Source organism: Lactobacillus sp. CA30L (assembly GCF_059900845.1).
This window is the reverse complement of the sequence record NZ_JBWXGB010000001.1, coordinates 346,019-371,482: the sequence shown is the minus strand read 5'-3', so window position 1 is coordinate 371,482 and position 25,464 is coordinate 346,019. Positions and strand designations below refer to the sequence as shown.

The window sequence follows — 25,464 nt, the reverse complement described above, 5'->3', positions numbered from 1 at the left end:
TGTACGTAAAAAGAGAGGAACATTTTTATTTGTTAGTGAAGAATGTATTCACGGGCGCAAAGGTCCTGCGGTGAATCGGCGTTGGCCCCAATTGCTTAAGCGCGGCCAAGTGCGCCTTAGTGCCGTAACCCGCGTTCTTATCGAAGCGGTATTCGGGATACAGCCGGCCGTAGTCTTCCATGAGCTTGTCCCGGAAAACCTTCGCAACGATTGAGGCGGCCGCAATCGAGTTCGACTTCGCATCCCCCTTAATCAAACGCACCTGGGGCAAGTCGACGGGAACGTTCATCGCGTCAACCAGCAGGGCATCGGGCCTCTGGTCCAGGTTATTCACCGCCTGCTTCATTGCCAGGCGGTCTGCTTCGTAAATATTAATCCGGTCGATCACCTCGGCGCTCTTGACGCCGACGGCAACGCTGACTGCCTCCTGCAGGATTTGCGGGTACAGCTGCAGCCGTCTACGTGCACTCAATTTTTTGGAGTCATTGACATCGACTAGGTCGAAGTCCTGGTCAATAATGACAGCTGCAGTCACCACTGGACCGGCAAGCGGGCCCCTGCCCACTTCGTCAACCCCAGCAACGATTTGCCCCCGCCGCCAAAAATCTTGTTCATAGGCAAAGCGTTGGGCAAACGCAGCCTTTTTTTGGTCCAGCTTGACCTGACGCCTTTGATAGCTAGCCAGAAGGTTCTGAACCCCGGCCCTATCATCCTGGGCCAATTCGGCCAGCTCATTTGGACTGACCCGGTTGCTGGCTAGCAGCTGCCTAATCTCTGCAATCGTCATACGCGGTCCAAGGTGATTCTGCCCACCTTGCCCTTGCGCAGCCGCTGCAAAAAATAAAGGGAAAAGCGGTCATAATCGTCCCGCATGCCGTATTCCGCGGTCAACGCCAAAAGCAGGTCCGTATCATTGACCCGTTCCACCTCGTCGCGCGGTGAACGGCTGAACTTGACCAGGTCCGCAAGGTAATACTTGCGCAGCCGCGCCAGCACATAGAGGGCAACATCATCGCCGCTAAAGATGCTGTCCTTGATTGATCCGAATGCCGCCAACTTATAGCCCACATCCTGATCCTCAAATTTAGGCCACAAAATGCCCGGCGTGTCTAAAATTTGAATGTTGGACTGCGTTCTCAGCCAGCTTTGCCCCTTGGTCACGCCCGGCTTGTTGCCGACTGCCGCCACATTGCGTCCCACTAACCGGTTAATGATGGTCGACTTGCCACAGTTTGGAACCCCGGCCAGGGCGATTCTGATTACCGGATTAGACGCGCCCTTGGATTCCAACGCGCTAATCTTCTCCGCTGCCGCCTTCTTAATCATGTGAACCAAAATTTGCATATCGTTTGCGTGCAGCGAATCTAGGGCCATCACAAACTTGCCCTTGCCGGCCAAGTGCTTCTGCCACCTTTTGGTCAACACGGGGTCAGCCAGATCCGCCTTGTTCAATATAATCAAGTGGGGCTTATCAGCAACTAGCTCCTCAATCATCGGATTGCGTGACGACTGCGGGATGCGTGCATCCAAAACTTCTACGAGCACATCAATCAGACCCATCTTGTCTTCAAGCTGGTTGCGGGCCTTGTTCATGTGGCCCGGATACCACTGGATATTCACCATTGTTTTGCCTTCTTGTACACTAAAAAATTCTCAAAATAATGAGAACACTACCTTAATATGACATCTTTTCCTGGTACATCTGGTATGCAGCGTCAAAGATGCTCATGCTAGACAGGTAACCCGCATTTAACTCCAGATAATTCGATAATTTTTCGTAATCTTCTTCTTGCTTGGGAAAAGACTGATCGTTCTGTGCGTTATTTGCAAATTGTGCGACCTCGCTATTCGAATCGGCATTACGCTGCGTCATTAAATAGCGGTAAAAACTTTCGCGGTACTTCACTTGCTTACTCCGTATAATATAGTATTGCATACGCGCCCATGCCGGCATGCGTAGCAATAATCGGGCTGGTTTCGCGCACGAGGACGTCAATTTCAGAATTGATTGCCTTGATTTTATCCGCAAACTCAACTAGCTTTTGCGGCACGCCGTCCAGTGCAACGTACGAAATACCCACTTCTTTAATCTTATCCTTGTTGGCTTCAATATCTTCTAAAACATTGCTGTCGAAAGCAAGCGAAAACTTTTTGCCGCGGCCCTTCTTGGCCACCTTCAACTGCCCGTTGGGCATCTGAAGCTCAATCCGTATATTGAGCAGGCTGGCAATCTTGCCGGAAATAGCGCCTAGCCTGCCCCCCTTGATGATGTTTTCCAAGTTGACAATCATCATGCGCAGACACTGCGACTTCTTGATGCGGTCAATATGGGCGGTGATCTCTTCAACCGTGCACCCGGCCTCTGCATCACGCGCCGCAGCTAAGACCTGAAAGCCCTCAGCGCGGTCGGTTAGTTCCGAATCAATAATATGGACCATACCTGACTTGGCAGAGATAGCTGCTGCCTGCCGCGCGGCATCGACCGTGCCACTCAGCGCTTTAGCAAGAAAAATACCGACGACTTCGCTGCCATCGGCCGTCAATTCATTGATTGTTTCAACAAAACGGCCAATAGGCGGCTGGCTGGTCTTAGGTAGTTCAACGGATTCACTCATTTTTTGAACAAATTCCTGCCTGGTAATGTCGACGCCATCGACGTACGTCTGACCATCAATCGTAATTGACAACGGCACAACGGTGATGTGATATTTTTCTATTTCTTCCGGCGTTAACTGTGCCGAAGAATCGGTTAAAATTTTGATATTTGCCAACGTATTCGCCCTCAATTCTGAATTGCTGCTTACATTTTATGATAGAATGTGAGCTGTATCAATTATAAATTATTATAGCAAAAAAACTAGTAAAAAAAGAAAGCGAATGAGTAGTTTCATAATGAAATTAAAGGATATTTTGCAAGAACCCCCAAAAAGACCCAAAAATTATTATGTTCTAGACAACACTCTCAGTGCCATTGTTCATGGTATTGGATTTTGCTTTGCGGTTATCGGCTTTGTCCTATTAATTAACAAGGCCATCTCTACCCACAGCGTGCTAAGACTTACTACCTTCACCATCTATGGTGTCTGCCTACTGCTACTATACCTGTTTTCCACCCTTTTTCATAGTCTGATCTTCACCCGGGCACGGAACGTCTTCCAAATATTCGACCACTCCTCGATCTTTCTCCTGATTGCCGGCTCCTATACCCCCTATTCCCTGGTTACGATTGGGGGCACGTCCGGCTGGATGCTGCTGATTTTAGTCTGGCTGCTGGCAATTTTTGGCATTCTCTACTACATCTTCAACCGCGGCAAGCACGTGATCTTGGATACCATCCTCTACATCGGGATGGGCTGGCTCGTCGTCCTCGTCGGCCGGGAGTTAGCCGTCAAGCTCGCTCCCACTGGCCTCTGGCTGCTCGCAGGCGGTGGCGTTGCGTACACCGTTGGTGCGTTCTTTTACACCATGAAGCGAATCCCTTACATCCACGTTGTCTGGCACCTCTTTGTCATTTTGGGTTCTGCCCTGATGTATTTCTCAATTCTCTTCTACGTATAGGCTAGCCTAATGCCCCTTCATCCGCCAAAAATTTACCAATCGCGTCCTCAGTATTTTCCAGCTGACCCGCCAGCACCCGTTCCTTAATGATCGCAAGCAATTGGCCCAGGCCGGGGCCGGGCTTAATCCCCGCCTGAATCAAAAACCGCCCGTCGACCGCTAACTCGTCAGCCGATTTGATCGGCAGTGCCATGTAGCGGTCCACGAGGGCCTTGGCGTCAACCGGCTGACCCAGAATATGAGCAACGTCAATCGTATTGAGCAGGGTCTCTTTGCCCGCTTCAAACAGCTCGTAATTTGAAGGTGAGACTGCGGAAACTAAGTCAAAAAACGCAACGATTTTCTCTACTTGGGAAGTCATCGCGTTGGAGTTTTTCCAGTCGCGCATAAACTGGCCAATTTCCGCCGTTGGCACTTTTAAGAGGATGATAATGACGGCCCACAAGCTGGTTTCCACCGTCGGGCTGAACCGCAAACGGGGGTAGACTGCCAGCAGGTCACCCTTGCCGCCAAAATCGGGAGCCCCTTCACTCAACCTGGTTTTCAAGAAAACCTGGAAGGCCGCCCGCGAGTTTGGACCAATCCCCATCTTAACGAATTCATCGCGAATCCGCTCGACCGAGATTTTGGGCAGCAAGTGGTGCAGGTCACTAACGGCGCGTTCCGTCTGCTCCTCGAGCCTGAACTTCAATTGGCTCATGAAGCGGACGGCGCGCATCATCCGCAGCGCGTCTTCGTGAAAACGCTCCTTGGGGTCACCGACCGCCTTGATAAGGTGGCGGTGCAGGTCGCCGAGACCGTTGAACAGGTCGATAATATTGCCCTGGGTATCCATTGCCAGCGCGTTGACGGTAAAGTCGCGCCGCTTGAGGTCTTCGCTCAAGTTGCGCACAAAGGTCACGTGATCGGGCCTGCGGAAGTCCTGGTAGCCCGACTCGGTTCTGAAGGTTGTGATTTCATAACTTGACCGGTTGTACAGAACGGTCACCGTGCCGTGCTTGATCCCCGTATCGATTGTTTTGGCAAATATCTTCTTGACCTCTTGGGGGTAAGCGCTGGTTGCAATATCAATGTCGTGAATGTGGCGCTTCAGCAGCAAGTCACGGATTGAGCCCCCCACGAAGTAGGCCTCAAAGCCAGCCCGCTCAAGCTTTTCTAGCACGGGCAGGGCTTCCCCAAAAATTGCGGGTAAATTGGTTATCTTCATCATTAGTTAATCAGCTCTTTTGTTAGTGTTTATCTTTTCAAATTTATGTTAGGGTTAAAATAGCAAGCTTTACTCAAGTTCTATTTCTCGAGAGGATGATATTATGCCAAAAATTAGTAAGCGAAACGTTCTTGAACTGGCCATGATTGTGCTTGGATGCGCCATCTACGGCTTCAGCCTCGACATGATCTCAGTGCCCAACCGCCTAACCGACGGCGGCATAAGCGGCATCACGCTGCTCATCAGGCACTTTTGGGGCATCAACCTGGGGCTGTCTTCCCTTTTACTAAACATTCCCCTGATTATATTGGGCTACCGCTTCTTGGGCAAGCGGCTCTTGGCCTACACCATCTGGGGCACCCTGTGGCTGTCCTTTTTCCTCTGGTTCTGGCGTTCAGTCCCTATTATAGACCAATTGAACTTGAAAGACGACCTCTTCTTGTCGGCGGCCCTTGCCGGCACGCTTTCAGGCATAGGATTGGGCCTTGTCTTCCGCTATAACGGCACCTCCGGCGGCACCGACATTATCGCACGCATCCTCCAGATGCGCTACGGGGTCTCCTCCGGCAAGGCGCTTTTGTTCTTCGATACGCTTGTCCTCCTTGCTTCTCTGTCCTACCTGGACATCACGCACATTATGTACACGCTTGTTGCGTCCTTCATCCTCTCACGCGTCATGGATGCCGTTCAGCAGGGGGCCTCTTCTGCCCGGGGCCTGCTGATCATCTCCGAGCGCTACGAAAAAATTGCCCAGATGATCGACCTCAAACTAGAACGGGGCTTCACCTACCTCAAATCCAGTGGGGGTTACAGCCAGGCCGACCGCCCGGTAATTTATCTGGTCGTGTCGCCCCGCGAGGTCCCGGCCGTTAAAGAGCTGATTGCCGCCGAGGATCCCCAGGCGTTTGTGAGCGTAATTGAGGTCCATGAGGTCCTGGGCGAGGGCTTTACCTACAAGCAGAAGCACAACCATTTCTTCATCCGCAAGTAAAAAGGAGCCGCAGCAGTGCGGCCCCTTTTTTATTGATCATAATTGCAGGTCATTGTACATGTCCTGCATTTCCGTATCCTCGGGTTCTAATTCTAAGTATTCCTCCAGGAGCTGCTTCACGATGGCCGTTGAATCAGCCTCGGCAGTGAAAAAGCGGATCATCTGCTTCAAAAAGGCCGCATCATTCCTAAACGACGGGTATGCAAGCAGAAACTCGCTCTTGGCCTGGTCATTTTGTTCAAGTGCCTGGTGAGAAAGTGCCGCATTCCAGTGGAATTGGGGTTCAAGGTCCTCACTGGCGATGCCCTTGATCAAGTTCAGGTTGTCTGTATTCCTGTTTTCATGCACGTACAGGTTGGACAGCTGCATGCGCAGCGCCATGTTTTCCGGCAAGCACTTGAGGCCCCTTTTCAGCAGCTCTTCGGCGGTCTTGGCATCATTGAGCTTCAGGGCGGCCCGTGCCCCCTTCTCGTACAGGACCGGGTCCAGCTCGTTGTAAGCAATGCCCGCCTGGGCTGACCGCAGGACCTGGTCGTCATTATTCTTGTGCTCGTAGGCAGCAGCCAGGAGCCGGTATGCGTTAGCGTAGTCGGGACTCTGATCGAGCACCTCGTTTAGGTACCTGATCGCCTGATCGTCTTTACCCACGGCGATTAAGACGAGCGCCGCCTGGTACTTCGTATCGATATCAAGGATATCGCTGCCGTTTTGCGCAATTACCCGGCTGGCTTCCTCGTAGCGGCCCAATTTGGCCAGCGTCTGAAAGAGCCGGTCATTCAAATTAACTTCGCCAAAGTTCTTTTGGCGCTTGAGCAGGTCCTCGTAGCGGGATAGCGCCCGGTCATAGTTCCCCGTAAGGTAGTCCAGTTCGGCCAGGCCAAACTTAACGGCATCCTCTTGGGGGGCGATTTTGGTCGCCTCAAGCAGCTTGTTGTAAGCGGTCTCAAGCAGGCCGTTAGTCTGGTAGTAGTCGGCCTGCACCAAAAGGCTGTCCAGGTAGTCCGCGGACGTCACGGGAATAGCATAGAGAAGCGCCAGGCCGTCGTCCTCCTCGCCGTCGTTGAGGAGGATTTCAGCCAGGTAGATCTTGAACAGGTCCTCGTGCGGGAAACGGGCAATCAGGCTCCGGTAGACCTCCTTTGCAAGGTCGGTAAAGCCAAGTCCCGTTAGGCTTTCGGCCAGTGATGCCAAAATTTCTGGCTGGTCGTTGTCCAGCGCCTTTTTCAGCAGGATTTTTTCCTGGGAAAAGTCCTGCTGTTCAATCGCATCAAGCAGTTGTTTTGAATAACTCATGTTTATTCCTCCGTTGGCTAGATCGTATGGTCCTGCTTATAACAGCAGCCCAACCTGAAAATGATATCACAAAAAAGATGGCAGCGCGATGCCGCCATCTTTTTTAGCAAACTATTAAAATTACTTAACAGCTTCCTTGAGTGCCTTGCCCGGTCTAAACGCAGGGACTACGCTTGCAGGAATTTTGATTTCCTTGCCAGTCTGCGGGTTGCGACCCTTCCTGGCTGCACGCTGACGCACTTCAAAAGTACCAAATCCAATTAGTTGAACTTTTTCGCCTTTAGCAAGTTCCTCTTGAATTGAACTAAAAATTGCATCAACAGCAATAGCTGCATCTTTTTTTGTCAATTCGGTTTTTGATGCAACCTCAGTAATTAATTCAGCCTTATTTGCCATCTGTAATTCACCTCCCAAAATGAACCTCATGTTGCGGTTCAGAGCCTATTCCCCAAAAGAGGAACGAGGAATAAATGACCATGACGAATCATCGCTTCCTTGTTTTCAAAATAGCACAAATCACGCGGTACAACAAGCACTTTCTGCAAAAATCATCGTTTTATGCCAGGACCAGGATAAAATTATTTTCTCTTGCGGGCAATAATCTTGATTGGGGTTCCCCGAAAGTCGAAATTAGCGCGCAACTGGTTGATCAAAAAACGCTGATACGAAAAATGCATCAGTTCCGGATCGTTGACAAAAACAACGAATGCCGGGGGCTTAACCGCAACCTGGGTCATGTAGTAGACCCGGAGCCGCTTGCCCTTAATCATCGGCGTGGGCACGAGCTTGCTTGCCTCAAGCAGAAGGTCGTTCAAAACGCTCGACTTAATGCGCTGGGTCTGGTTATGGTAGACCCGCTTGACCGCTTCGGGCAGATCCGCAATCCCCTGCCCCGTCTTGGCGGAAACAAACAAGATCGGTGCATAGTCTAGGTACTGAAACTCATCACGGATAGTTTGTTCAAAGTCTTTGCTGCTGGATGTTTTTTTGGTCAGGTCCCACTTATTGACCACGATAACGATGCCGCGGCCGGCTTCGTGGGCGTAGCCGGCAACGTGCTTGTCCTGTTCCCTAATGCCGGTACTTGCATCCAGAACCATGCAGACCACGTCGGAGTGCTCGATGGCACTCTGGGCGCGCATCACGGAATACTTCTCGGTCTTTTCATAAACCTTGCCCCGCCGCCGAATGCCGGCCGTATCGACTATCCGATACTTGGTGCCGTCTTCACCGCTAAAGGGCGTATCAACGGCATCCCGCGTCGTGCCCTCCTCGTTGTTGACAATCACGCGGTCGGTCCCGACCAGGCTGTTGACGATCGATGACTTGCCGACGTTCGGCCGCCCGATAACGCTAAAGGAGATCTGCTCCTCGTCTTTTATATCCAGGTCCTTGGGCAGCTCTGCGACAATACGGTCAAGCAGGTCGCCGATGCCCGTTCCGTGAACACTGGAGATGGGGATGGGGTCGCCAAAGCCCATGCTGTAAAAATCATAGATGTCTTGCCGCTGCTCGGGGTTGTCCGCCTTGTTGACCGCTATGATTACGGGCTTCTTGGTCCGGTAAAGCATCTGCGCAATCCGCTCGTCTAGGTCCGTCAGGTGGTTGGTAACGCTCGTCAAGACGACGATTACGTCGGCCTCATCGATCGCAATCTCCGCCTGGGCCCGGATTTCGTCCTCAATCCGACCATCTTCCCAGGTGATGCCGCCCGTGTCAATCAGTTCGAACTTGTGCCCCAGCCACTCCGCCTGAGCGTAATTGCGGTCACGGGTGACGCCGGGCTTGTCCTCGACGATTGCCAGGCGTTCATTGATAATCCGGTTGAAAAGCGTCGATTTACCAACATTTGGTTGTCCTACGATTGCCACTACGGGTAAAACCATATTTTCAGCCTCCTTAAAATAAAAAGAGCCGACTTAAACAAGTCGGCTCTTTTATTACAATTAACGACGATCTTTTAATTGGTCACCAATAATGTCACCTAAAGCAAAACCACTGTCATCATTGTTCATATATTTCTTATTAACCGAATTTCTGTTGTATGAACCGTGTGAATGAGAGCCTTCATTGCTTGAACCCTTAGAATCTACTGCTTTCATTGAAAGAGAAATTCTGCGTTCGCTAGGATCAATGTTCAAGACCTTAACTTTAACTGTTTGGCCAATCTCTAAAACGTCACTAGGCTTATCTACGTGTTTGTATGATATTTCTGAAACGTGGACTAAACCTTGAATACCATCAGCAACTTCGACAAAAGCACCAAAATTGGTCAAAGACTTAACTTCGCCTTCAAAAATGTCGCCTTCGTGCAAGTCTGTCGTTGCTTGTTCAAATGGAGAAGGTTCAGTCTGTTTAATTGAAAGGGAGATGCGATGTCTGTCATCGTCAATACCAATTACCTTGACTTTAACATCTTGACCAGTCTTTAAAACGTCGCTAGGCTTATCAACGTGCTTGTACGAAATCTCAGAGATGTGAACCAAACCGTCTACACCACCGACATCAACAAACGCACCAAAGTTAGTCAAGCGCGAAACTTTTCCTTCAACTACATCACCAACAACCAGTTGTGATGAAACTTTATCAAAGGCCTCTTCACGTTCTTCCTCGATCAGGTCCTTGTGGGAAAGAATCAGACGGTTCTTGCTAGGATCGATCTCGGTGATCTTGAGCTTCATTGTCTTGCCAATGAACGGCTTAAGATCTGAAACGTAGCGGTTGGAAATGAGTGATGCTGGCAAGAAGCCCCTCGTACCAACATCAACAAGCAAACCGCCCCGTACTGATGAAGTTACAGTACCTTCGATGGTGTTGCCCGCTTCAAAGTCCTTTTGCAGTTCGTCGTAAGCTTCTCTTTCCTTCAAGCGGGTAACTGAGAAGAAGAATTCACCGTTCTCCTTGTCGCCGCCGGCCTTTCTCAAAACCAGAGCCTTGAACTTGTCTTCGGGCTTAACTGCCTCGCGTAAATCAAGGTTGCGGTCTGTCGTGAATTCACGACGTGGAATCACGCCTTCGATACCGGCATTGGTTACGCCAACATCGATTTGACCTTCTTCAACGTCCAGGACTTCAACATCTACAATATCGCCGACCTCAACTCCTTGCATTTGCTTTAGTGCATCTAAAAATTGATTACTGTTTTCTGACATTATTTACCTCCCAATATCATAACCTAATTTTAAATGAAAGTTAGATTTTTTTCTACTCTTTTAGCCCCTTTTTTGCAGTTTTTTTTGACTTTTTGCGATTTGGGCCATAATTTGTGCGACTACCTCATCAATTGTCATAGAAGTCGTGTCAATTTCGATGGCATCGGCTGCCTTTTTTAACGGCGAAACTGCCCGGTGAGAATCTTTATAATCCCGGCTTGCAATGTCTTCCTCGATTTCGGCAACCGTTTTATCCGTCTTGATTCCGCGTTCCTTAAAGTCAAGCATCCGGCGCACGGCGCGCGAATGCGCGGAAGCCACCAGGAAGATTTTGACCTGGGCGTGCGGCAGAACGGTGGTGCCGATGTCCCGACCGTCCATCACAACGTTCATTTTGCCAGCCATCTGCCGCTGCAGGGCCACCATTTTTTGCCGGATGCCGCTGAGGGCGGAAACTTCCGAAACATTATCCGATATTTCGGGGGTGCGAATTTCCCGGGAGACGTCCCGGTCGCCAACGTAAACTTTCTGCTCGCCGTCGACAACCTTGAGCTCAATGCCCGTGCGGTCAATTGCCGCCAAAATCCCCGCTTCATCACCGTAATCCAGCCCGTTAGCACGTGCAATAACCGTGCAGGCACGGTACATTGCCCCCGTGTCGACGTAGATAAACGATAACTTTTGTGCAATAATTTTTGCGACCGTACTTTTGCCAGCTGAAGCTGGCCCATCAATTGCTACCTGCATTCCAATAAAAAAGGGACACCACGTCCCTACCCTTTCTCTAGTTATTTTAATTTAAGAACCTGACCGATTTCGACCCGGCTGTTGACATCAAGATCGTTAAGCTGCGCAAGCTTGCTCACCGTCATATGGTGGTCTTGTGCAATTCCGGTTAGGGATTCTCCCACCTTAACCGTATATTTTTTAGCGCCGGCCGTCTTTTTGGCCTTGGACTGAGGCCCCTTTTGGGGCTGGGCCGCAGTCTTAATCTTGGTCTTAGGCTTGCTTGGGGCTTTGGCTTTGGCCTTCGTTTTAGTCTGGCCCCTTGCAGACGAAGCGCTTTTTGCAGGGGCGTGTTTCTTAACCTTCTTCTGCACGTTAACCACCTGCTTGTCAGTTATTAGATTAGAAGCCAAGTAATACCCGACCGGTACCAGGGCCACCAGTACAAGCACAATTGCAACCTCGAGAACAAACCATTTTCGCCTCGTAGACCTGTACGTCACCGTCCGCGGGACCGTTGGGCGCTGGTAATGCTGATATGGCCCCTTCTGTTTCTGCCTCATCTAAAAAACCTCCCTCAACTAACTTGTTTAATTCTAGCATATTTAAGCCTTAAATTGGACAAAAAAATCGACCAAGTGACGGTCGATTATTCTTTATGTGCTAAAAAATCAATTTTTCAGTTTGAAGTACTTGCGGACAAACGGCTTTAAATTGCGCAGCACCGTTTCAAACAAGAGGTAGACCACTGTGCCATTGATTGCGCCCTTAAGCAGGTTGAACGGCACGATGATGCCAAAGATGTAGGCGCTCATGGACGGGATGTGGAGCAACTGCCCCAGGTAGACCTTTTCGGTAAAGCCGAGCAGGCCCGCGTAGCCGTGGATGGCTGGCAAGTTAGGCACCGTTGTGACGGCGTAAAACGGGGTTAAAACCAGGGCGTTCAATGTTGCCAGCACAATCGTCATGGCGATGATGCCGAGAACAATTCCCAAAAGCGGCTTCAAGTAGCGCTTAGCCGCACTGCTCTTGGGCGTATTCTCCGTATTTGCGGTGACGTTCTTTGTGGCATAGTAGAATGGTAGCGCAAAGGATATCGATGCAAGCAAGGCTGCCAGCTGACCAACGACGCTCGGCAGGGCAAAACCCTTGTAGATCAGGTCGATCAGCATTCTAATCAGGGCAATAAAAATACCCGGGAGTGGGCCGAATAAAAATGTCCCAATAGTGATGATTACGTCCGAAAAGTCAAACTTTAAAAAACTCGCTACCGGAAGTGGAAAGGCTATCTCCATTAAGATAAACGCAATCGTTCCGATCAGTGCATAAGCAATAATGTTAGCCAAATTACTAGCATTTTTCCTCTTCACAATACTTACCTCCAAAAAATAATCGGTCTGTTGCTTCTAGCAACAGACCGATTAAAAGTAAGCTTAATAAACTTATTTTAGTTTAGCCTGTCTTCTTTCATCTAGACTGTAACTATCGGTATCTCAAAAGATTCCACCACTTGCGTGGGTCGTGGACTTGCACCACCGGTCGGGACTTGCACCCTGCCATGAAGACAACAAACTTAAATATTCAATTAACAATTTATATACTAGTCCACGTGCTTTAATCTGTCAACCTCGGCGTGTGTCAATTCGCGGTACTTGCCCGAAACAAGCGAATCCAGCGTCAAGAAAGCATATTTTTCCCGGGCTAGTTTTTGTACCGGGTGGTTAACCGCCTTGAACATCTTCTTCACCTGGTGATAGTGGCCCTCATGAATCGTGAGCTGCACAATCTGGATTTTCTTCTTGCGATCAGTCCGGACAACCTTCACCCTTGCCGGGGCCGTTTTGCGGTGATCGATTTCCACGCCGTGCGTCAGCCGGGCAATCTCTTCCGGCAGAAGCTGACCTTCAATCTTGGCCACATAGACCTTAGCCACATTGTTGCGCGGGTGCATCAGCTGGTTGGCCAACTCGCCGTCGTTGGTCATGAGCAGCAGTCCTGACGTGTCATAGTCCAGACGCCCCACCGGGTATAAACGGTACGGCACGTCTAAAAAGTAGTCTACCACCGTCTTGCGCCCCTTATTATCGCTGGCCGTTGAGACCACGCCGCGCGGCTTGTAAAACAGGTACGTGTGGTGGCTCTCACGCTCAATGGGTTCACCGTCGACCGTGATGTTGCTAAAGGTTTCAACCTTGGTGCCCAGCTTGGTGACAACTCTGCCATCGACCGTCACGCGTCCCTGTGTAATCATTTTTTCTGCACTGCGTCGCGATGCGACCCCCGCCTCAGCAATTACCTTTTGTAAACGTTGTAAAACCATTATTGTTCTCTCCTTCATGCGCCTGCGCTAACCCCTTGTCTGCACGGCCCTTGGCCGCAAACAAGTTTATTTCACCGGCTTCGTTAATGTCACCGTCTTCAAAGTCTTCAATCAGGGGCAGGTCGCTCAGGCTTTCGTAACCAAAGTATTGCAGAAAATAGTCGCTGGTCACGTATAAATTGGGGTGACCGGGTGCCTCCTTCTTGCCGTTAACCTTGATTAGGCCGCGCCAGATCAGTGTCTGCAGTGCGCCAGACGAGTTGACGCCCCTGATTGCATCAACTTCAACCCGCGTGATCGGCTGCCGGTATGCAATAATCGCCAGAATTTCCAGGGCCGACTGACTGAGGGTCTTTGACACGTCCTTTTGAAAGTAACTGGCTACGACCTCCCCCACTTCCGGTCTTGTCGTCAGTTTGTACTTATGGTTAAGGTGCAGCACCTGCAAGCCCGCGTCCTGGTCTTGAGCCAGTTTTTCCGTCAGTCTCTGGGCCAGTTCCCGCAGGGCCGGCGCTTCGATCTCAAGCACTGCGCATAGGTCTGTCTTGCTAATGCCGCTATCGCCGGCAAGGTACAGCAAGGCCCCCAATTGCGCTAATTTACTCGCCATTATTATCAATTCCCTCCAGTTCTAGGTCACCAAAAATCCGCGCCTGCACGACCCTGACCTCACGCTTTTTGCAGAGTTCAAGGAGTGCCAGAAACAGGCCAATCACGTCGGACATGTTCTTCATCTGCGCGCTGCAGGCAAAGAAGCTAACCTTCTTGCTGTGAGCGAGCTTCTTGTGCAGGTAATCAGTCATCGCGGCGATTGGCGTTTCACTAGCCTCAACCGCCATAACCTCGGGATTCCTTATCTTTTGCCGGTGCAGAACCAGGACAAAAGCGCGGGCCAATTCGGCGGACGTTGCCTGACCAGGCGGAAGCGGCTGGATTTCCTTGGTTTGGGGTGCGCTTTCCTCCTTGGCCGCGGTAATCGGCACCTCATCGCCGCGCTGTTTCAAGTAAGCCGCAATCTTCTTAAAGACAGAATACTGAATAAGCTGCTGGACCAATTCGTCACGGGGGTCTTCCTCAGCTTCATCTGCATTGGCAAAATCGTTTTGGGGCAAAAGCGATTGGGACTTGATCCGCAAAAGCATTGACGACATGACGAAGTATTCCCCGGCAATGGTTAGATTCAACCGCTGCATTTCGTGCAGATACGCCAAGTACTGGCTGGTGATCTGCGCGATGGGAATATCGTAGATATCGATTTTTTGCGACTTGATCAGGTGCAGCAGCAGGTCAAGCGGGCCTTCGAAATTTGGTAATTCTAAAGTTAAATTGCTCGTCATGATTTCTTGTTTTTAACTGCATATTTCATTAAATAGATGTATTCGGGCACCGCCGTCAGCCTTTTTTGCGGATTGACGGCCGCCATCTCCCGGACAATCTGCGCCTCATACTTGGTCGACCTGTAGTCCGGTGCGAGTGAGAGGTAGCGAATAACAATGAAGTGGCTGCTTGTCTGCGTCCCGACCAGGCCAATAAAGTTGGGGGCCTTAACGCGGTAGAGGTAGAGCTTGAATTCCGCACTGTTTTTGTTCAGCCTGATCTCATCTTGAAGATTATCCAGACTCTTAAAGTCGGGCAGGTAGGACAATAAGCCCATGGCCACCTTTTCTTTATCATTTTTACATTCGATTAACATTCTATTACCTATATGCGCGGATGCGTATTGGCATACACATCCAAAATATGTTTCTGTGACAGGTTGGTGTAAATCTGCGTGGTGCTGATGTCTGAGTGCCCCAATATCTCCTGCACCACCCGCAGATCGGCCCCATTCTCAAGGAGGTGGGTGGCAAAGGTATGCCGCAGGGTGTGCGGGGTGACGTTCTTCTGAATGCCAGCAAGCAGGCAGTAATGCTTAATGATCTGCCAGACCGCCTGCCGGCTCAAGGCGCCACCGCGGCTGTTGAGAAAGATGAAGTCGTTGTCCTTACCCACCCGGAGAAGAAGGGGTTCGCGCACCTCCTCCTGGTACTTTTTGATCCAGGAAATGGCCACGTCGCTGATTGGGATCAGGCGTTCCTTTGCGCCCTTGCCCAAAACCTTCAGTAATTTCAGTTCCTCATGGAGGTCGGTAAACTTGAGGCCGATCAGTTCACTCACCCTGATGCCCGTCGCATACAGCGTTTCAAGCAGTGAACGGTCGCGCAGACCGAGTTGCTGCGTGACGTCGGGCTGCTCCAGCAGCTTTGTCACCTCATCAACACTTAGGGTAACGGGCAGCCGGTGGTCTTTTTTCGGCGAATCAATTTCCAGCATCGGGTTCAGCTTCTGGATATCCTGCCGAACCAGCCACTGGTAGAGCTTGCGCAGACTCGAAATCATGCGGCTAATCGAACTGCTGGCCTTGCCCTCGTCACGCAGCTGCGCCAAGAAGGCGTCAATGTCGACCGCCTTGGTCGGCCATGAATTGATGCCTTCCTCTTTTAAAAACGCCAAAAAGGTGGTCAAGTCCTGGCGGTAAGCCGCAATCGTATTGTTGCTCAGGCCGCGCTCAATTTGACTATAACGCAAATAATCTTCAACGTCCCGGCGCAAATTACTCATTTTCGGCGGCTTCGGGATCATTAATCAGGGTAATTGTGCCCTCTTCTTTGTCCTCGGCGATGTACTTAGCCTTGAGCAGGTGGCCCAGCGCCCGCTTAAAGGCCGATTTCGAGATGCCGAAGTAATTCTTGATTTCCGCGGCATCGGACTTATCGTAAAACGGCAGGGACTTGGTGCGCTTGCGCCGCAGACTCATCAAAATCATCTGGGCGTCGTCGTCAATTTCCTCAAAGGCACGCGGCAAGCAGCTCAGGTTCAGGCGCCCATACTGGCTTACGCCTATTACGCGGCCATTGAACTGTTCGCCCAAGCGCAGGGGGCGAATCATTTGCGTAGCGTGCACAAAGCTCAAGTAGTAGTCGCTCGTGATTACGAACGCACCAACCTCACGGCTTGAATAGACCGTGCCGAACACGTCCTTGTTCTTCATGTCACTCGGAAAATGCGCCGCCAGCTGCTCAAAGATGTTTTCATCGGCCATCTTGGCCCATATCCGGTCCTTCTGGTCGGTTTCCAGGTGAACCAGCAGCTGGTCATCCTCACGCGGCCAAAGTGCCTTGTTGAAGGGCAGGTCGTCAACTGACAAGACCACGTCCTTGTCGGGCAGACCGACATCGAGAAAAACGCCGAGGTCCGGTTTAACGTCGGTAACCTTGCTCCAGCCGTACTGGTCGGCCTGGGCAAACGGCAAGAATTGAGTCATTTCACGTCTGTGCTGCTTGTCATCGTATAAAAAGCCCCGGATTTCATCGCCCAGTTCAGGCTTTTCTTCCTGCGTTATTTCTTTGCGTTTCAACTCATAAGTAACGCCATCCACCTGAACATAATATGAATTTTCATTTTGATCAATTATTTTACCCGTCGAAATTATGCCCAGCATTATGCTATTCTCCTAAATTAGTTTAATTCTTTTAATAAGTATAACATTTTACCCGGTTAAGTTAACATAAGTCAATTTAAATTTCCCCCGACTGCGCTATTCCGGCCGGGCACGCAGCCAATTTACGGGCAAACAAATAGCCAGCATGTACTGGCTATTGTTAAATCACGTTAATTAAAGGTTGGCAATCTCGCCCTGGTAAATTGCACCGCGCCGCGCATCAACCGTAATCGTCGTGCCGCCGACAATCTTTGTGGTTGCGCCGGTCACCCCGACAACAACCGGAATGCCGAGCGACAGACCAACAACGGCTGCGTGCGAGGTCAACCCGGAGGCCTCTACAACCAGGCCGGAGGCCTTCTTAATTGCAGGCATGTAGTCAGGGTCCGTGGTCTGGGCAACGATAATGTCGCCCTCCTTGGCCTTGCTGTTGGCCTCTTCAGCACTATTTACGACAACGGTCTTGCCGACTACGGAGCCGTTGCCAACGCCGAGGCCCTGGGCAAGCTTGCTGCCGATGATCTGCAGCTTCATCAGGTTGGTTGTGCCCGAGTCACCCACAGGAACGCCGGCCACGATGATCACCAGGTCACCGTCCTTGACGTAGCCCTGTTCCTTGGCAACCTTGGCTGCCAGTTCAAACATGTCGTCGGTTGAGGCTGGTTTTTCGGTCAATAACGGTTGAACGCCCCAGGTAATACCAAGCGAGTGCTGAATCTTTTCGTCAAAGGTCAGAGCCAGGATGTCGGCGTTTGGCCGGTACTTCGAGATCATCCGCGCCGTGTAGCCGGAGTTCGTGGCCGTGATAATGGTCTTGACGCCTAGCTCCTGAGCGGTCCGGACAACGGATTCACCGATTGCCTCGGTAACGTTAGAACCCTTGTACTCTTCAAACCGCTGCAGTGCCAATGTATTGCGCTTGAGCAGGTCCTGTTCGGTCCGCTCGTCGATCTCGGCCATTGCCTTAACCGCCTTAACCGGGTAAAGTCCGTTAGCAGACTCGCCGGACAGCATGGTTGCGTCCGTGCCGTCCAGGACCGCGTTGGCAACGTCGGAAACCTCAGCACGGGTTGGACGTGGGTTTTCCTGCATCGAGTCCAGCATCTGCGTTGCGGTAATAACCGGCTTGCCGAGTGCATTGGCCTTCTTGATCAGGTCTTTTTGAACGAACGGAACGTCGATGAACGGGATTTCAACGCCCATGTCGCCGCGGGCAACCATCAATCCGTCCGAAACCTGCAGGATTTCGTCGGCGTTGTCAATTCCCTCTTGAGACTCGATCTTAGGGTAGATCTTGACGTAGTCACAATCGGCATCCTCACAAAGCTTGCGGATGTCTAAGATGTCCTGCGCCTTGCGCGCAAAGGAAGCGGTAATAAAGTTAATGCCATGCGCAAGGCCAAACTTGATGTCTTCCGTATCCTTTGCGGTAATACCCGGAAGGCGAATTTCCACGCCCGGCGCGTTGACACCCTTCTTAGAACCGATTACGCCGGTATTTTGGGCTTCACAGACCAATTCCCGGTTTTGCTCGTCCTTTTTCTTAATTAATAAATCAACTAAACCGTCATCGATTAAAACGTGGCCGCCAATGTGGGTGTCATCGTACAGGCCTGGGTAAGTGACGTGGATCCTGTCCTTGTTGCCCGCCTGCGAGTCATCCATTGAAACCCGAATCTCATCACCCGTGTTGATGGTGAACTTGCCGCCCTCTTGGTCGGTGGTTCTAATCTCAGCACCCTTGGTATCGAGGTCGATGCCGAGAACCAGCCCCGTTTCCTTTTCAACCTGACGCACCATTTTCATTCTTGACAAGTGTTCCGCGTGGTCGCCGTGTGAAAAGTTAAAACGAAAGACATTTGCGCCAGCCTTTGCCAAAGCAGTAATTGTCTCAATATCGTTAGAAGCTGGCCCTAATGTACTAATAATTTTAGTTTTCTTCATTATTTAAAAAATCTCCTCAAAATTGACTAACTACTTAGTCATTTCTTCATTTATATCAATCAGCACTTCTTCACTATTGTGCTTTTCTTCAAACAGGTCAAGGATATCATGGGTTTCAAGCTGGCCGTTCTTCATTCCGACGGCCAGGCCGCCCTTGCCGTCAAGAAGCAGCTTAACCGCATAATTGCCCATTTTGGTGGCGTTCATCCGGTCCATGACCGTAGGTGCGCCGCCGCGCTGCATGTGTCCGATAACGTTGGCCCGAACGTCAAAGTCACCATACTTGAGCAGTTCGCTCCTAAAGTCGGCCGCGTTCATCACGCCCTCAGCCAATACGATGATACCATGGTCCTTACCGTCTTGGAAGCCGCGCTTCAGTGTCTTGGCAATTTCTTTAACATTGTACTCCCGCTCCGGAACGACAATTGCATCCGCGCCGCTGGCAAGACCAACCCGCATTGCAATATCGCCGCAGTTGCGGCCCATCACGTTGACAACGAACACACGGTGGTGGCTACTAGCGGTATCGCGAATGCGGTCGATTGCCTGCATCGCCGTGTTGCACGCCGTGTCCAGGCCAATCGTATAATCGGTGCACGGAATATCATTGTCAATGGTTCCAGGAAGGCCGATCGAGTTAATGCCCCGCCGGGTTAGAGCAAGTGCGCCGTGATATGAACCATCGCCGCCAATGACGATAACCGTGTCGATTCCGTGCTTCTTCAGCTGCTCGACGCCCTTTTCTTGGATCTCGTCCTGCGCAAACTCCGGGTAACGCGCGCTGTAGAGAAATGTGCCGCCCAGGTTAATCAAGTGGTCAACGCTTTCAGCAGTCAACGGAACAAAATCGCCAGCAACCAAGCCCGCATAGCCGTAACGGATGCCGACAACGCCGAGACCGTTGTGAATAGCAGTTTTAGTGACCGCCCTAACGGCTGCATTCATGCCGGGGGCGTCGCCACCACTCGTTAAAATACCAATTCGTTTCATAATTCACCTCATCAAGATTTTATTGTGTAATTTCTCACATCCCCTAAATTTTAACATTCTTTCCGAAAAAAATCTCACAAAAACAATATATTTTCTTTATTTAGCAGTCTTTTTAATGTTAGCGCTACCAGAACAAACCTTACGCAAACTCACGTCCACTCTGTCCTAGCCCTTAAAATTGACTGCCTTCAGGTTAGTTAATATATACTGCTTTTTGCCCGGATCAAAGCGGTCGGCCTGGACCTTGATGCCAAGAAGGTAAATGCCGCCCTCCTTAAGGATTGCCTGGTCGTGCTCATAGACGCTAGGGAAAATCGTCACATCCTGCCTGCTGGTCGAATCGGCAAAGCTGCCGAAAGCCATCGTCGTGCCCTTCTTGGTTCTGATTAGCTTCAAAGTCATCAGCTTGCCCACGGCAACCCCACTGTCACCAATATCAAACTGGCTCAACAGCCGCGCGTTAAACTTTTCCGCGTATTTTTGGGCGGCCACAAGCGGCGAAGTCATGGTCGAAAAGCCCAGTGCCTCCTCTTCCATCGCCGCCTTTTCCTGCTTTGTTGCTTCTTTAGCCGGCTTAAGCGGCACGCCGCCGAGACTTTCGGAAAGCGCAAGGTTTTGCCCCGTCAACTCGACGTTCTCGACGATTTCCTGGCAGTTTTCAAGCAGCACGCTGCGGCTAGCACCGGTATGATCAAAGCAGCCCGCCTTAATCATCAATTCAATGACCTTTACCTGGATAAAGTTGGGACTGATCCGGCGCAAAAAGTTGCTGAGGGACGTGAAGGGCTTGTCGACCCGCACTGCAATTATTTGTTTGAGAAAATCGATGCGCAGCCCCTTGATGGCGCGCAGGCTCACCAAGAGCTGGCCGTCGACCACCTGGTAGTCCATACCGCTCTTATTAATGTCCGGCGGCAGGATCTTAACCCCTGCCCCCTGGGCCCGCATTACGTAGTCGTTAACCTTGAGGCGATTGCCGCTGTTAGAATTAAGCATTGCCGCATAAAATGCGGCCGGGTAGTGAACCTGCAGGTAGGCCAGCCAAAAGGCAATCATGGTATACGCAACGGCGTGGGACCGGTTAAAACCGTAATTGGCAAACTGCTCGATGTAGCTGTAAACGCGCTCTGCTACTTCGCGGGAACGCCCCTTGTTTACCGCCCCGGAGACAAACTTCACGCGTTCCTGCTCGATGACCTGGGGGTCCTTTTTGGATATTGCGCGGCGCAGGATATCGGCTTCTCCTAAAGAGAAACCGGCTAAAACCTGGGCCGTCTTCATGACCTGTTCCTGGTAAACCAGTATGCCATAGGTGGGCGCAAGTATTTCCTTCAGGCTCGGGTCCGGGTACGTCACCTTCTGCTTGCCCTTTTTGCGGGCGATGAAGGAGCGAATGTTCTGCATCGGGCCCGGCCTGTAAAGCGCGTTGACCGCAACCAGATCCTCAAAGTTATCGGGGTGCAGTTCGCGCAAGACGTCCCTTATTCCCCCCGATTCGAACTGGAAGACCAGGTCCGTTGCGCCCTGCTGAAACAGCTTAATCGTCTTGGGGTCATCGAGCGGAATCTGGTTGAGGACAATATTTTTCCCCTGCTCTGCGATTATTTCCACCGTGTTGCCCAAAATGGTCAGGTTGCGCAGGCCCAAAAAGTCAATCTTGAGCAGGCCCAGGGCCTCAACGTACTTCTTGGTCTGCTGGGTAATGGGGATGCCGAGCTGGCCCGACTGCAGCCCCGCAATGGCCGCAATCGAATTATCGCTGAGGACCAGGCCAGCAGCATGAATCGAATAGTGCCGGGGCAGCCCCTCCAGGCTTTTGGCAGTCTTAAACAGCAACTCATTCTTCGCACTCGCGCCGCACAGCATCCGCATTGCGCCTGACTCCTCGTAGGACTGGGCCAGGGTAATCTTGCCCTTGGAAAAAGGCACGCTGCGCGACCACTCGCCCAGTTCAGCCTCGCTCAAGCCAAAAACGCGGCCTGTGTCCCGCAGCACCTGCTTAGCAGCCAGGGTCCCGAAGGTCAGAATCTGGGCCACGTGGTCCATGCCGTACTTGGTGAACATGTACTTAATCACGTCATCGCGGCGGTTGTCCGGAATATCCAGGTCAATATCAGGCATTTCATGCCTTGCCGGGTTGAGGAAGCGCTCAAACAGCAGGTTGTACTCCAGCGGATCAACCTCGGTAATGCGCAGTGCGTATGAAACGAGCGACCCGCACGCTGAACCCCGCCCGGGGCCAGTCGCGATGCGCACCCGGTGGCAGTAATTGATGACGTCCCACACGATCAGGAAATAATCGTCGAAGCCCATCTGATCGATCACGCCGAGTTCATAGTCAAGCTGCTTTTGGTAGCGGGCCGGTATCCGTTGGTTGCTAAAGCGCTCCTGCAAGCCGCGCTGAGCCAAGAAGCCGAGGTACTCTTTGGAGGTAGCAAACTTGTTTTGCTTGTACTTGGGCAAGACGGGCGTTTGAAAACGCACGTGGGCATCGCATTCCTGGGCTATTTTCCACGTGTTGTCGACCGCGTCGTCCAGGCCTAGGTCATGGGCGCGTGCACTCAGCTCCGCCACGGAGGCCAGGTAATGCGACCCCTTCTGTTTGGCCAGGTCCGCTGCATCTTCCACAAGACTGCCGTCTTTAACCGCCAAAAGCGTCTTGCGCAGAAACTGGTCTTGGGGCTTCAGGTAGCAGGTATCCTCTACACAGACAACGGGCAGGTCGAATTGCTTGGCCAGCGCCCTGACGTAGGCAATGTAGTTTTTCTGCCGGTCAGCAGCGTAAACGCCCAGGTAGAGACTGCTGGACCCCGGAACTAGACCGGCGAGCCGGCGCACAAAATCATTCCCCAGCTGTTCGTCCTGCACCTGCAGGTTCACCAGTTCGCTGTGCGTGTTTGCCGGAACGATCAGCACCATGTCTTCAAGGTACTTGGTTAATTTTGCAAGCGTCAGCACCTTCTTATTCGTTCCGTTCGCGGTCAACAGGTTGATGCTGCTCGAAAGCCGCAGCAGATTGCGGTAGCCCGCGTCGGTTCGGGCGAGCGCAATCAGGTCATACTGACTCGCAGTGTCAATCAGGCCGTTCAGGCGCACCTGCATTCCCAAAAGGGGCTTGATGCCCACCTCTCTAGCCTGTTCGTAAAAATTCACCAACCCGTAGGTAACGTTTACGTCGGTTAAAGCGACGGCACCATAGCCCTGGCTCTTGGCGGCCGTCAGGAGGTCCCGGATTTTTACGGGACTCTCAAGCAGCGTAAACGCGCTTATGTTTTGCAATGCAGCTATTTTCATTTTAAAGCCACCTTTCCCATAAAATTAGTATACCAAAAACCGCACTTTTAGTTTGAAAACGTGCATAAACTTTGGTAAAATTCTCCTATGTATGAAAGAGGGAACTGCTATGGGTCGTTATATTGTGACTGTTGGCTGGAGTGTTGTTTACATGTTGATTGTGGGCTTTATCGCCGCACCGTTAACGCAAAACGTTTTTAACCTGGGTGAAGCTGCGATTGTTGGGGTGGTCTTTGGCGTTGTGTTCGCGGCCATTATTCCAACGATTACCGCTCATTCGGTTAAGGACGACAGCAAGTATGCCAAACTCAAGTAAATAAAAAGCAAATTAAAACCGCTAACGGGTCTCCTGCTAGCGGTTTTTTTGTTATTCAAAATGGTAGTTCCGGCGTTCGTCAACTTTGACGTGGGGCGCGGTCAGGTATTCTTTAAACATCTGAATGTAGTCCTTGTCGATGATGTTTTCAATCCGACTGGGACCGTATACGGGGTAAAAGCCCCCGCCGCAAGCGCGGTAGCTGTTGACGGCCAGGCGGTAGGTGCGGCTATCCTCTAGCCCCCGCCCGTTTAATTCCAGCCGGGTCAGGCGCTGCCCTACGGGCCGCGCGACGTCGGCCTCATAGGCCAGCGGGTAAAAAACGTCGAAGTTAAAGAGCTGGTCACGCCACTTAGGCGCAAAGTCCACCCCGCCCCGCTCGTTTTTTTCCAAAAAAGCCAGGCTGTGCTCAATAATGCGCCGCAGTTCACTGCCCGTCACACTTACCACGCACAGTTGGTTAGAGTACGGGTAGTTAAGTATAAGATCGCGCATCGTGACCGTCGTCTTAAACCCCGGGGCCGTCTCGCTCATGACCGCGGTCGCCGAAATGTCTGCGCCCGTGAAAAAGAGCTGCATTTGCTGCAGGAGGTTGATGAAGGAGGCACCCTCAATGCGTGCCTGGTTCGGCCTTCCGATTGGTGCGGGTTTATCCAGACGGGCAATTGGCTGGTCGAGCCACTTTTGCGTTGCCTGATTCAGGCCCGTGCCCAGACGTGCAATCCCCTCATCGGGCTTGCTGCCACTGGCATCAAGCAGCGCGGTCGACATTGAGCGGATTTTCTTGGTCGTCTCGTCAATGTCCACCACAACCTTGCCGACCGCCTCGCCGCGGTAACCGGGCTGGACAATGGCCGTGCCCCGCTTGACCGCGCTAAGCCTGCGGTGCTGGTGACCGGTTAGCATGACGTCGACTTCAGGAATCTCCGTTAAAATGCGGTAACCCTCGTTTTCACCGGTGGGCGGCTCCGTTTCGAGCGCGCTCTCAATGTCGGCTTCAAAACCGCCGTGGTAGATGACGGCCAGGATGTCAACCCGCGGGCGCAGCACCTTGGCGTAGTATTTTGCCCGTGCAAAAGCGGAGGCAAACTTCAGCCCCGCAACATTCTCAGCGGGCTCCCACACGGGCACACGCTGCGTGGTAAGCCCCAGAAGCCCTATCCTGATTCCGCTCCTGGTAATTATCCGGTACGCCTGGCCCAGGGCCGGCCGGCCAGTCGCACCATCCAGGATATTAGCGGTTAAAATCGGGGCACTGCTGTGTTTGACGTAGTAGTTCAGGTAGCTGAGGCCAAAATTAAAATCATGGTTGCCCAAGCAGCGTGCGTCATAGCCAACGGCATTATAAAGGTCCGTGTACGCCCGCAAATTTCCCCGCTCGCCCGTAGCGTGAACGTATTCGGCCAGCGGGGAACCCTGCAGGCAGTCGCCGCTATCGGTTACCACAACGTGGTCCGCCCCATACTCGGCACGCTGAGCCTGGATTATGCTGCTGACCCGGCTCAGACCAAACGGCGCATTATAGCTGGAATTATCCTCGTAGGTGGTGGGCATGATGTAACCGTGAATATCGCTGGTACTCAAAAAGACTAGTTTCATTATTGCTTTTCCCCTGGTAAAACTTATTTTGGCAAAAAAAAGACACCAAACGTGGTGCCTCTTAATTAATTGTTGTCGCTGCCATTAGTTTCACTAACAACTTGACGACCCTTGTAATAACCCTTTGGTGATACACGGTGGCTCAAACGATATTCGCCAGTAGTTGCATCATAGTGCATTGCTGGGACAGCTAGTTTGATATGACCACGACGTGAACGTTTCTTTTGCTTAGAAGTATGTCTCTTAGGAACTGCCATTTACTTGATCTCCTTTATTGTAGAATTGTGTTTCTGGGAGGCATAAAAATGCCCCGTAAACACTTCACGCTTGTTAATGATACTATTTGATTGCGAATAAATCAAGCTCTATAGTCATTCTTATTCCTGATTGTGTCTGCTTGACCCCCAGAACCAGCCAATCAAAACGCCGATAATGAGCATCAAAACCAAAATAATAATCAGTGGCAGCTTAAACTTGAAGAGACCGAAGTTGATTGCCACGGTGTCGGTGTTGAGGACGACAAAAATCACCGCCAGCAGGGTAAGAAGCAGCGTGACCACCAGTTTTGCTTGACTTGCTTTATTCTTCATTGC

At 51.4% G+C, this 25,464-nt stretch carries 27 protein-coding genes and 1 riboswitch; of the genes, 3 read left to right on the top strand and 24 right to left on the bottom strand.

What is annotated here, in order from left to right; translation table 11 throughout:
• Positions 1-25 precede the first annotated feature (25 nt).
• The 4 genes from rnhB to AC2JF8_RS01925 are packed head-to-tail and all read right to left on the bottom strand — an operon-like array spanning position 26 to position 2,771.
• Complete coding sequence (gene rnhB / locus AC2JF8_RS01940; RefSeq protein WP_500728770.1) at positions 26-787, bottom strand: ribonuclease HII; 762 nt, start codon at positions 785-787, stop codon at positions 26-28.
• The gene (gene ylqF, locus AC2JF8_RS01935) at positions 784-1,623 is read right to left on the bottom strand and encodes a ribosome biogenesis GTPase YlqF (RefSeq protein ID WP_500728769.1); all 840 of its coding nucleotides are present in this window, start codon (positions 1,621-1,623) and stop codon (positions 784-786) included. Before ylqF ends, rnhB begins: the two co-directional genes overlap by 4 nt.
• 52 nt (positions 1,624-1,675) lie before the next feature.
• Positions 1,676-1,906 carry a YozE family protein gene (locus tag AC2JF8_RS01930; RefSeq protein WP_500728768.1) on the bottom strand — a complete coding sequence of 77 codons (231 nt, stop codon included), beginning with the start codon at positions 1,904-1,906 and terminating at the stop codon, positions 1,676-1,678.
• A gap of 4 nt (positions 1,907-1,910) precedes the next feature.
• A complete protein-coding gene (locus tag AC2JF8_RS01925; RefSeq protein WP_500728767.1) occupies positions 1,911-2,771 on the bottom strand; it encodes a DegV family protein in 861 nt (286 codons plus the stop codon).
• Positions 2,772-2,892: 121 nt separating this feature from the next.
• On the opposite strand from AC2JF8_RS01925, the gene trhA reads away from it, so the two are divergent.
• Positions 2,893-3,558, top strand: coding sequence for a PAQR family membrane homeostasis protein TrhA (gene trhA / locus AC2JF8_RS01920; protein ID WP_500728766.1), 666 nt, complete (start codon positions 2,893-2,895; stop codon positions 3,556-3,558).
• A gap of 1 nt (position 3,559) precedes the next feature.
• Here trhA and AC2JF8_RS01915 read toward each other — a convergent pair whose 3' ends face one another.
• Complete coding sequence (locus AC2JF8_RS01915) at positions 3,560-4,768, bottom strand: CCA tRNA nucleotidyltransferase (protein WP_500760597.1); 1,209 nt, start codon at positions 4,766-4,768, stop codon at positions 3,560-3,562.
• A 100-nt stretch (positions 4,769-4,868) separates the two neighbouring features.
• Between AC2JF8_RS01915 and AC2JF8_RS01910 the strand changes: the two genes are divergently transcribed.
• Positions 4,869-5,756, top strand: a complete 888-nt coding sequence (locus AC2JF8_RS01910) for a YitT family protein (protein WP_500760594.1) — start codon at positions 4,869-4,871, stop codon at positions 5,754-5,756.
• 36 nt (positions 5,757-5,792) lie between these two features.
• Here the strand turns inward: AC2JF8_RS01910 and AC2JF8_RS01905 are convergent, their stop codons facing one another.
• From AC2JF8_RS01905 to AC2JF8_RS01830, 16 genes are all read right to left on the bottom strand, one after another.
• On the bottom strand, positions 5,793-7,049 hold the full coding sequence (locus AC2JF8_RS01905; protein ID WP_500760591.1) for a tetratricopeptide repeat protein: 1,257 nt from the start codon (positions 7,047-7,049) through the stop codon (positions 5,793-5,795).
• Positions 7,050-7,169: 120 nt separating this feature from the next.
• Complete coding sequence (hbs, locus tag AC2JF8_RS01900) at positions 7,170-7,445, bottom strand: non-specific DNA-binding protein Hbs (protein WP_500728762.1); 276 nt, start codon at positions 7,443-7,445, stop codon at positions 7,170-7,172.
• Between the two features lie 182 nt (positions 7,446-7,627).
• Positions 7,628-8,935 (bottom strand): ribosome biogenesis GTPase Der, encoded by a 1,308-nt coding sequence (der, locus tag AC2JF8_RS01895; RefSeq protein ID WP_500760589.1) that lies wholly within the window; start codon positions 8,933-8,935, stop codon positions 7,628-7,630.
• A 60-nt stretch (positions 8,936-8,995) separates the two neighbouring features.
• Positions 8,996-10,201, bottom strand: coding sequence for a 30S ribosomal protein S1 (rpsA, locus tag AC2JF8_RS01890; RefSeq protein WP_500728760.1), 1,206 nt, complete (start codon positions 10,199-10,201; stop codon positions 8,996-8,998).
• A 60-nt stretch (positions 10,202-10,261) separates the two neighbouring features.
• Positions 10,262-10,948: a (d)CMP kinase gene (gene cmk / locus AC2JF8_RS01885; protein WP_500728759.1), complete on the bottom strand. Its 687-nt coding sequence runs from the start codon at positions 10,946-10,948 to the stop codon at positions 10,262-10,264.
• 41 nt (positions 10,949-10,989) lie between these two features.
• Entirely contained in the window at positions 10,990-11,490 is a 501-nt protein-coding gene (locus AC2JF8_RS01880; protein ID WP_500760586.1) for a LysM peptidoglycan-binding domain-containing protein, read from the bottom strand.
• A gap of 108 nt (positions 11,491-11,598) precedes the next feature.
• Positions 11,599-12,297: an ECF transporter S component gene (locus AC2JF8_RS01875; RefSeq protein WP_500728757.1), complete on the bottom strand. Its 699-nt coding sequence runs from the start codon at positions 12,295-12,297 to the stop codon at positions 11,599-11,601.
• A gap of 85 nt (positions 12,298-12,382) precedes the next feature.
• Positions 12,383-12,497: riboswitch (FMN riboswitch) on the bottom strand.
• Between the two features lie 30 nt (positions 12,498-12,527).
• The gene (locus tag AC2JF8_RS01870) at positions 12,528-13,247 is read right to left on the bottom strand and encodes a pseudouridine synthase (protein ID WP_500728756.1); all 720 of its coding nucleotides are present in this window, start codon (positions 13,245-13,247) and stop codon (positions 12,528-12,530) included.
• Positions 13,213-13,857: an SMC-Scp complex subunit ScpB gene (scpB, locus tag AC2JF8_RS01865; protein WP_500760583.1), complete on the bottom strand. Its 645-nt coding sequence runs from the start codon at positions 13,855-13,857 to the stop codon at positions 13,213-13,215. Before scpB ends, AC2JF8_RS01870 begins: the two co-directional genes overlap by 35 nt.
• The gene (locus AC2JF8_RS01860) at positions 13,847-14,587 is read right to left on the bottom strand and encodes a segregation and condensation protein A (RefSeq protein ID WP_500760851.1); all 741 of its coding nucleotides are present in this window, start codon (positions 14,585-14,587) and stop codon (positions 13,847-13,849) included. Before AC2JF8_RS01860 ends, scpB begins: the two co-directional genes overlap by 11 nt.
• Positions 14,581-14,940, bottom strand: coding sequence for a reductase (locus AC2JF8_RS01855; protein WP_500728754.1), 360 nt, complete (start codon positions 14,938-14,940; stop codon positions 14,581-14,583). Before AC2JF8_RS01855 ends, AC2JF8_RS01860 begins: the two co-directional genes overlap by 7 nt.
• 8 nt (positions 14,941-14,948) lie before the next feature.
• Positions 14,949-15,848 (bottom strand): site-specific tyrosine recombinase XerD, encoded by a 900-nt coding sequence (gene xerD, locus AC2JF8_RS01850; RefSeq protein WP_500728753.1) that lies wholly within the window; start codon positions 15,846-15,848, stop codon positions 14,949-14,951.
• Positions 15,841-16,728: a CvfB family protein gene (locus AC2JF8_RS01845; RefSeq protein WP_500760581.1), complete on the bottom strand. Its 888-nt coding sequence runs from the start codon at positions 16,726-16,728 to the stop codon at positions 15,841-15,843. The genes xerD and AC2JF8_RS01845 overlap by 8 nt, the downstream gene beginning before the upstream one ends.
• A gap of 174 nt (positions 16,729-16,902) precedes the next feature.
• Positions 16,903-18,672: a pyruvate kinase gene (gene pyk, locus AC2JF8_RS01840; RefSeq protein WP_500728751.1), complete on the bottom strand. Its 1,770-nt coding sequence runs from the start codon at positions 18,670-18,672 to the stop codon at positions 16,903-16,905.
• A 30-nt stretch (positions 18,673-18,702) separates the two neighbouring features.
• Positions 18,703-19,662: a 6-phosphofructokinase gene (pfkA, locus tag AC2JF8_RS01835; protein ID WP_500728750.1), complete on the bottom strand. Its 960-nt coding sequence runs from the start codon at positions 19,660-19,662 to the stop codon at positions 18,703-18,705.
• A 165-nt stretch (positions 19,663-19,827) separates the two neighbouring features.
• Complete coding sequence (locus tag AC2JF8_RS01830; protein WP_500760579.1) at positions 19,828-22,956, bottom strand: DNA polymerase III subunit alpha; 3,129 nt, start codon at positions 22,954-22,956, stop codon at positions 19,828-19,830.
• Between the two features lie 109 nt (positions 22,957-23,065).
• Here AC2JF8_RS01830 and AC2JF8_RS01825 point away from each other — a divergent pair, with 109 nt between their 5' ends.
• Positions 23,066-23,272 carry a DUF2929 family protein gene (locus tag AC2JF8_RS01825; RefSeq protein ID WP_500728748.1) on the top strand — a complete coding sequence of 69 codons (207 nt, stop codon included), beginning with the start codon at positions 23,066-23,068 and terminating at the stop codon, positions 23,270-23,272.
• A gap of 51 nt (positions 23,273-23,323) precedes the next feature.
• On the opposite strand, the gene AC2JF8_RS01820 is transcribed toward AC2JF8_RS01825, so the two are convergent.
• The 3 genes from AC2JF8_RS01820 to AC2JF8_RS01810 form a co-directional block, all read right to left on the bottom strand.
• Complete coding sequence (locus tag AC2JF8_RS01820) at positions 23,324-24,871, bottom strand: bifunctional metallophosphatase/5'-nucleotidase (protein WP_500760577.1); 1,548 nt, start codon at positions 24,869-24,871, stop codon at positions 23,324-23,326.
• A gap of 65 nt (positions 24,872-24,936) precedes the next feature.
• A complete protein-coding gene (rpmF, locus tag AC2JF8_RS01815) occupies positions 24,937-25,128 on the bottom strand; it encodes a 50S ribosomal protein L32 (RefSeq protein WP_500728746.1) in 192 nt (63 codons plus the stop codon).
• Positions 25,129-25,248: 120 nt separating this feature from the next.
• Positions 25,249-25,461: a lipopolysaccharide assembly protein LapA domain-containing protein gene (locus tag AC2JF8_RS01810; protein ID WP_500728745.1), complete on the bottom strand. Its 213-nt coding sequence runs from the start codon at positions 25,459-25,461 to the stop codon at positions 25,249-25,251.
• Between the last annotated feature and the right edge of the window lie 3 nt (positions 25,462-25,464).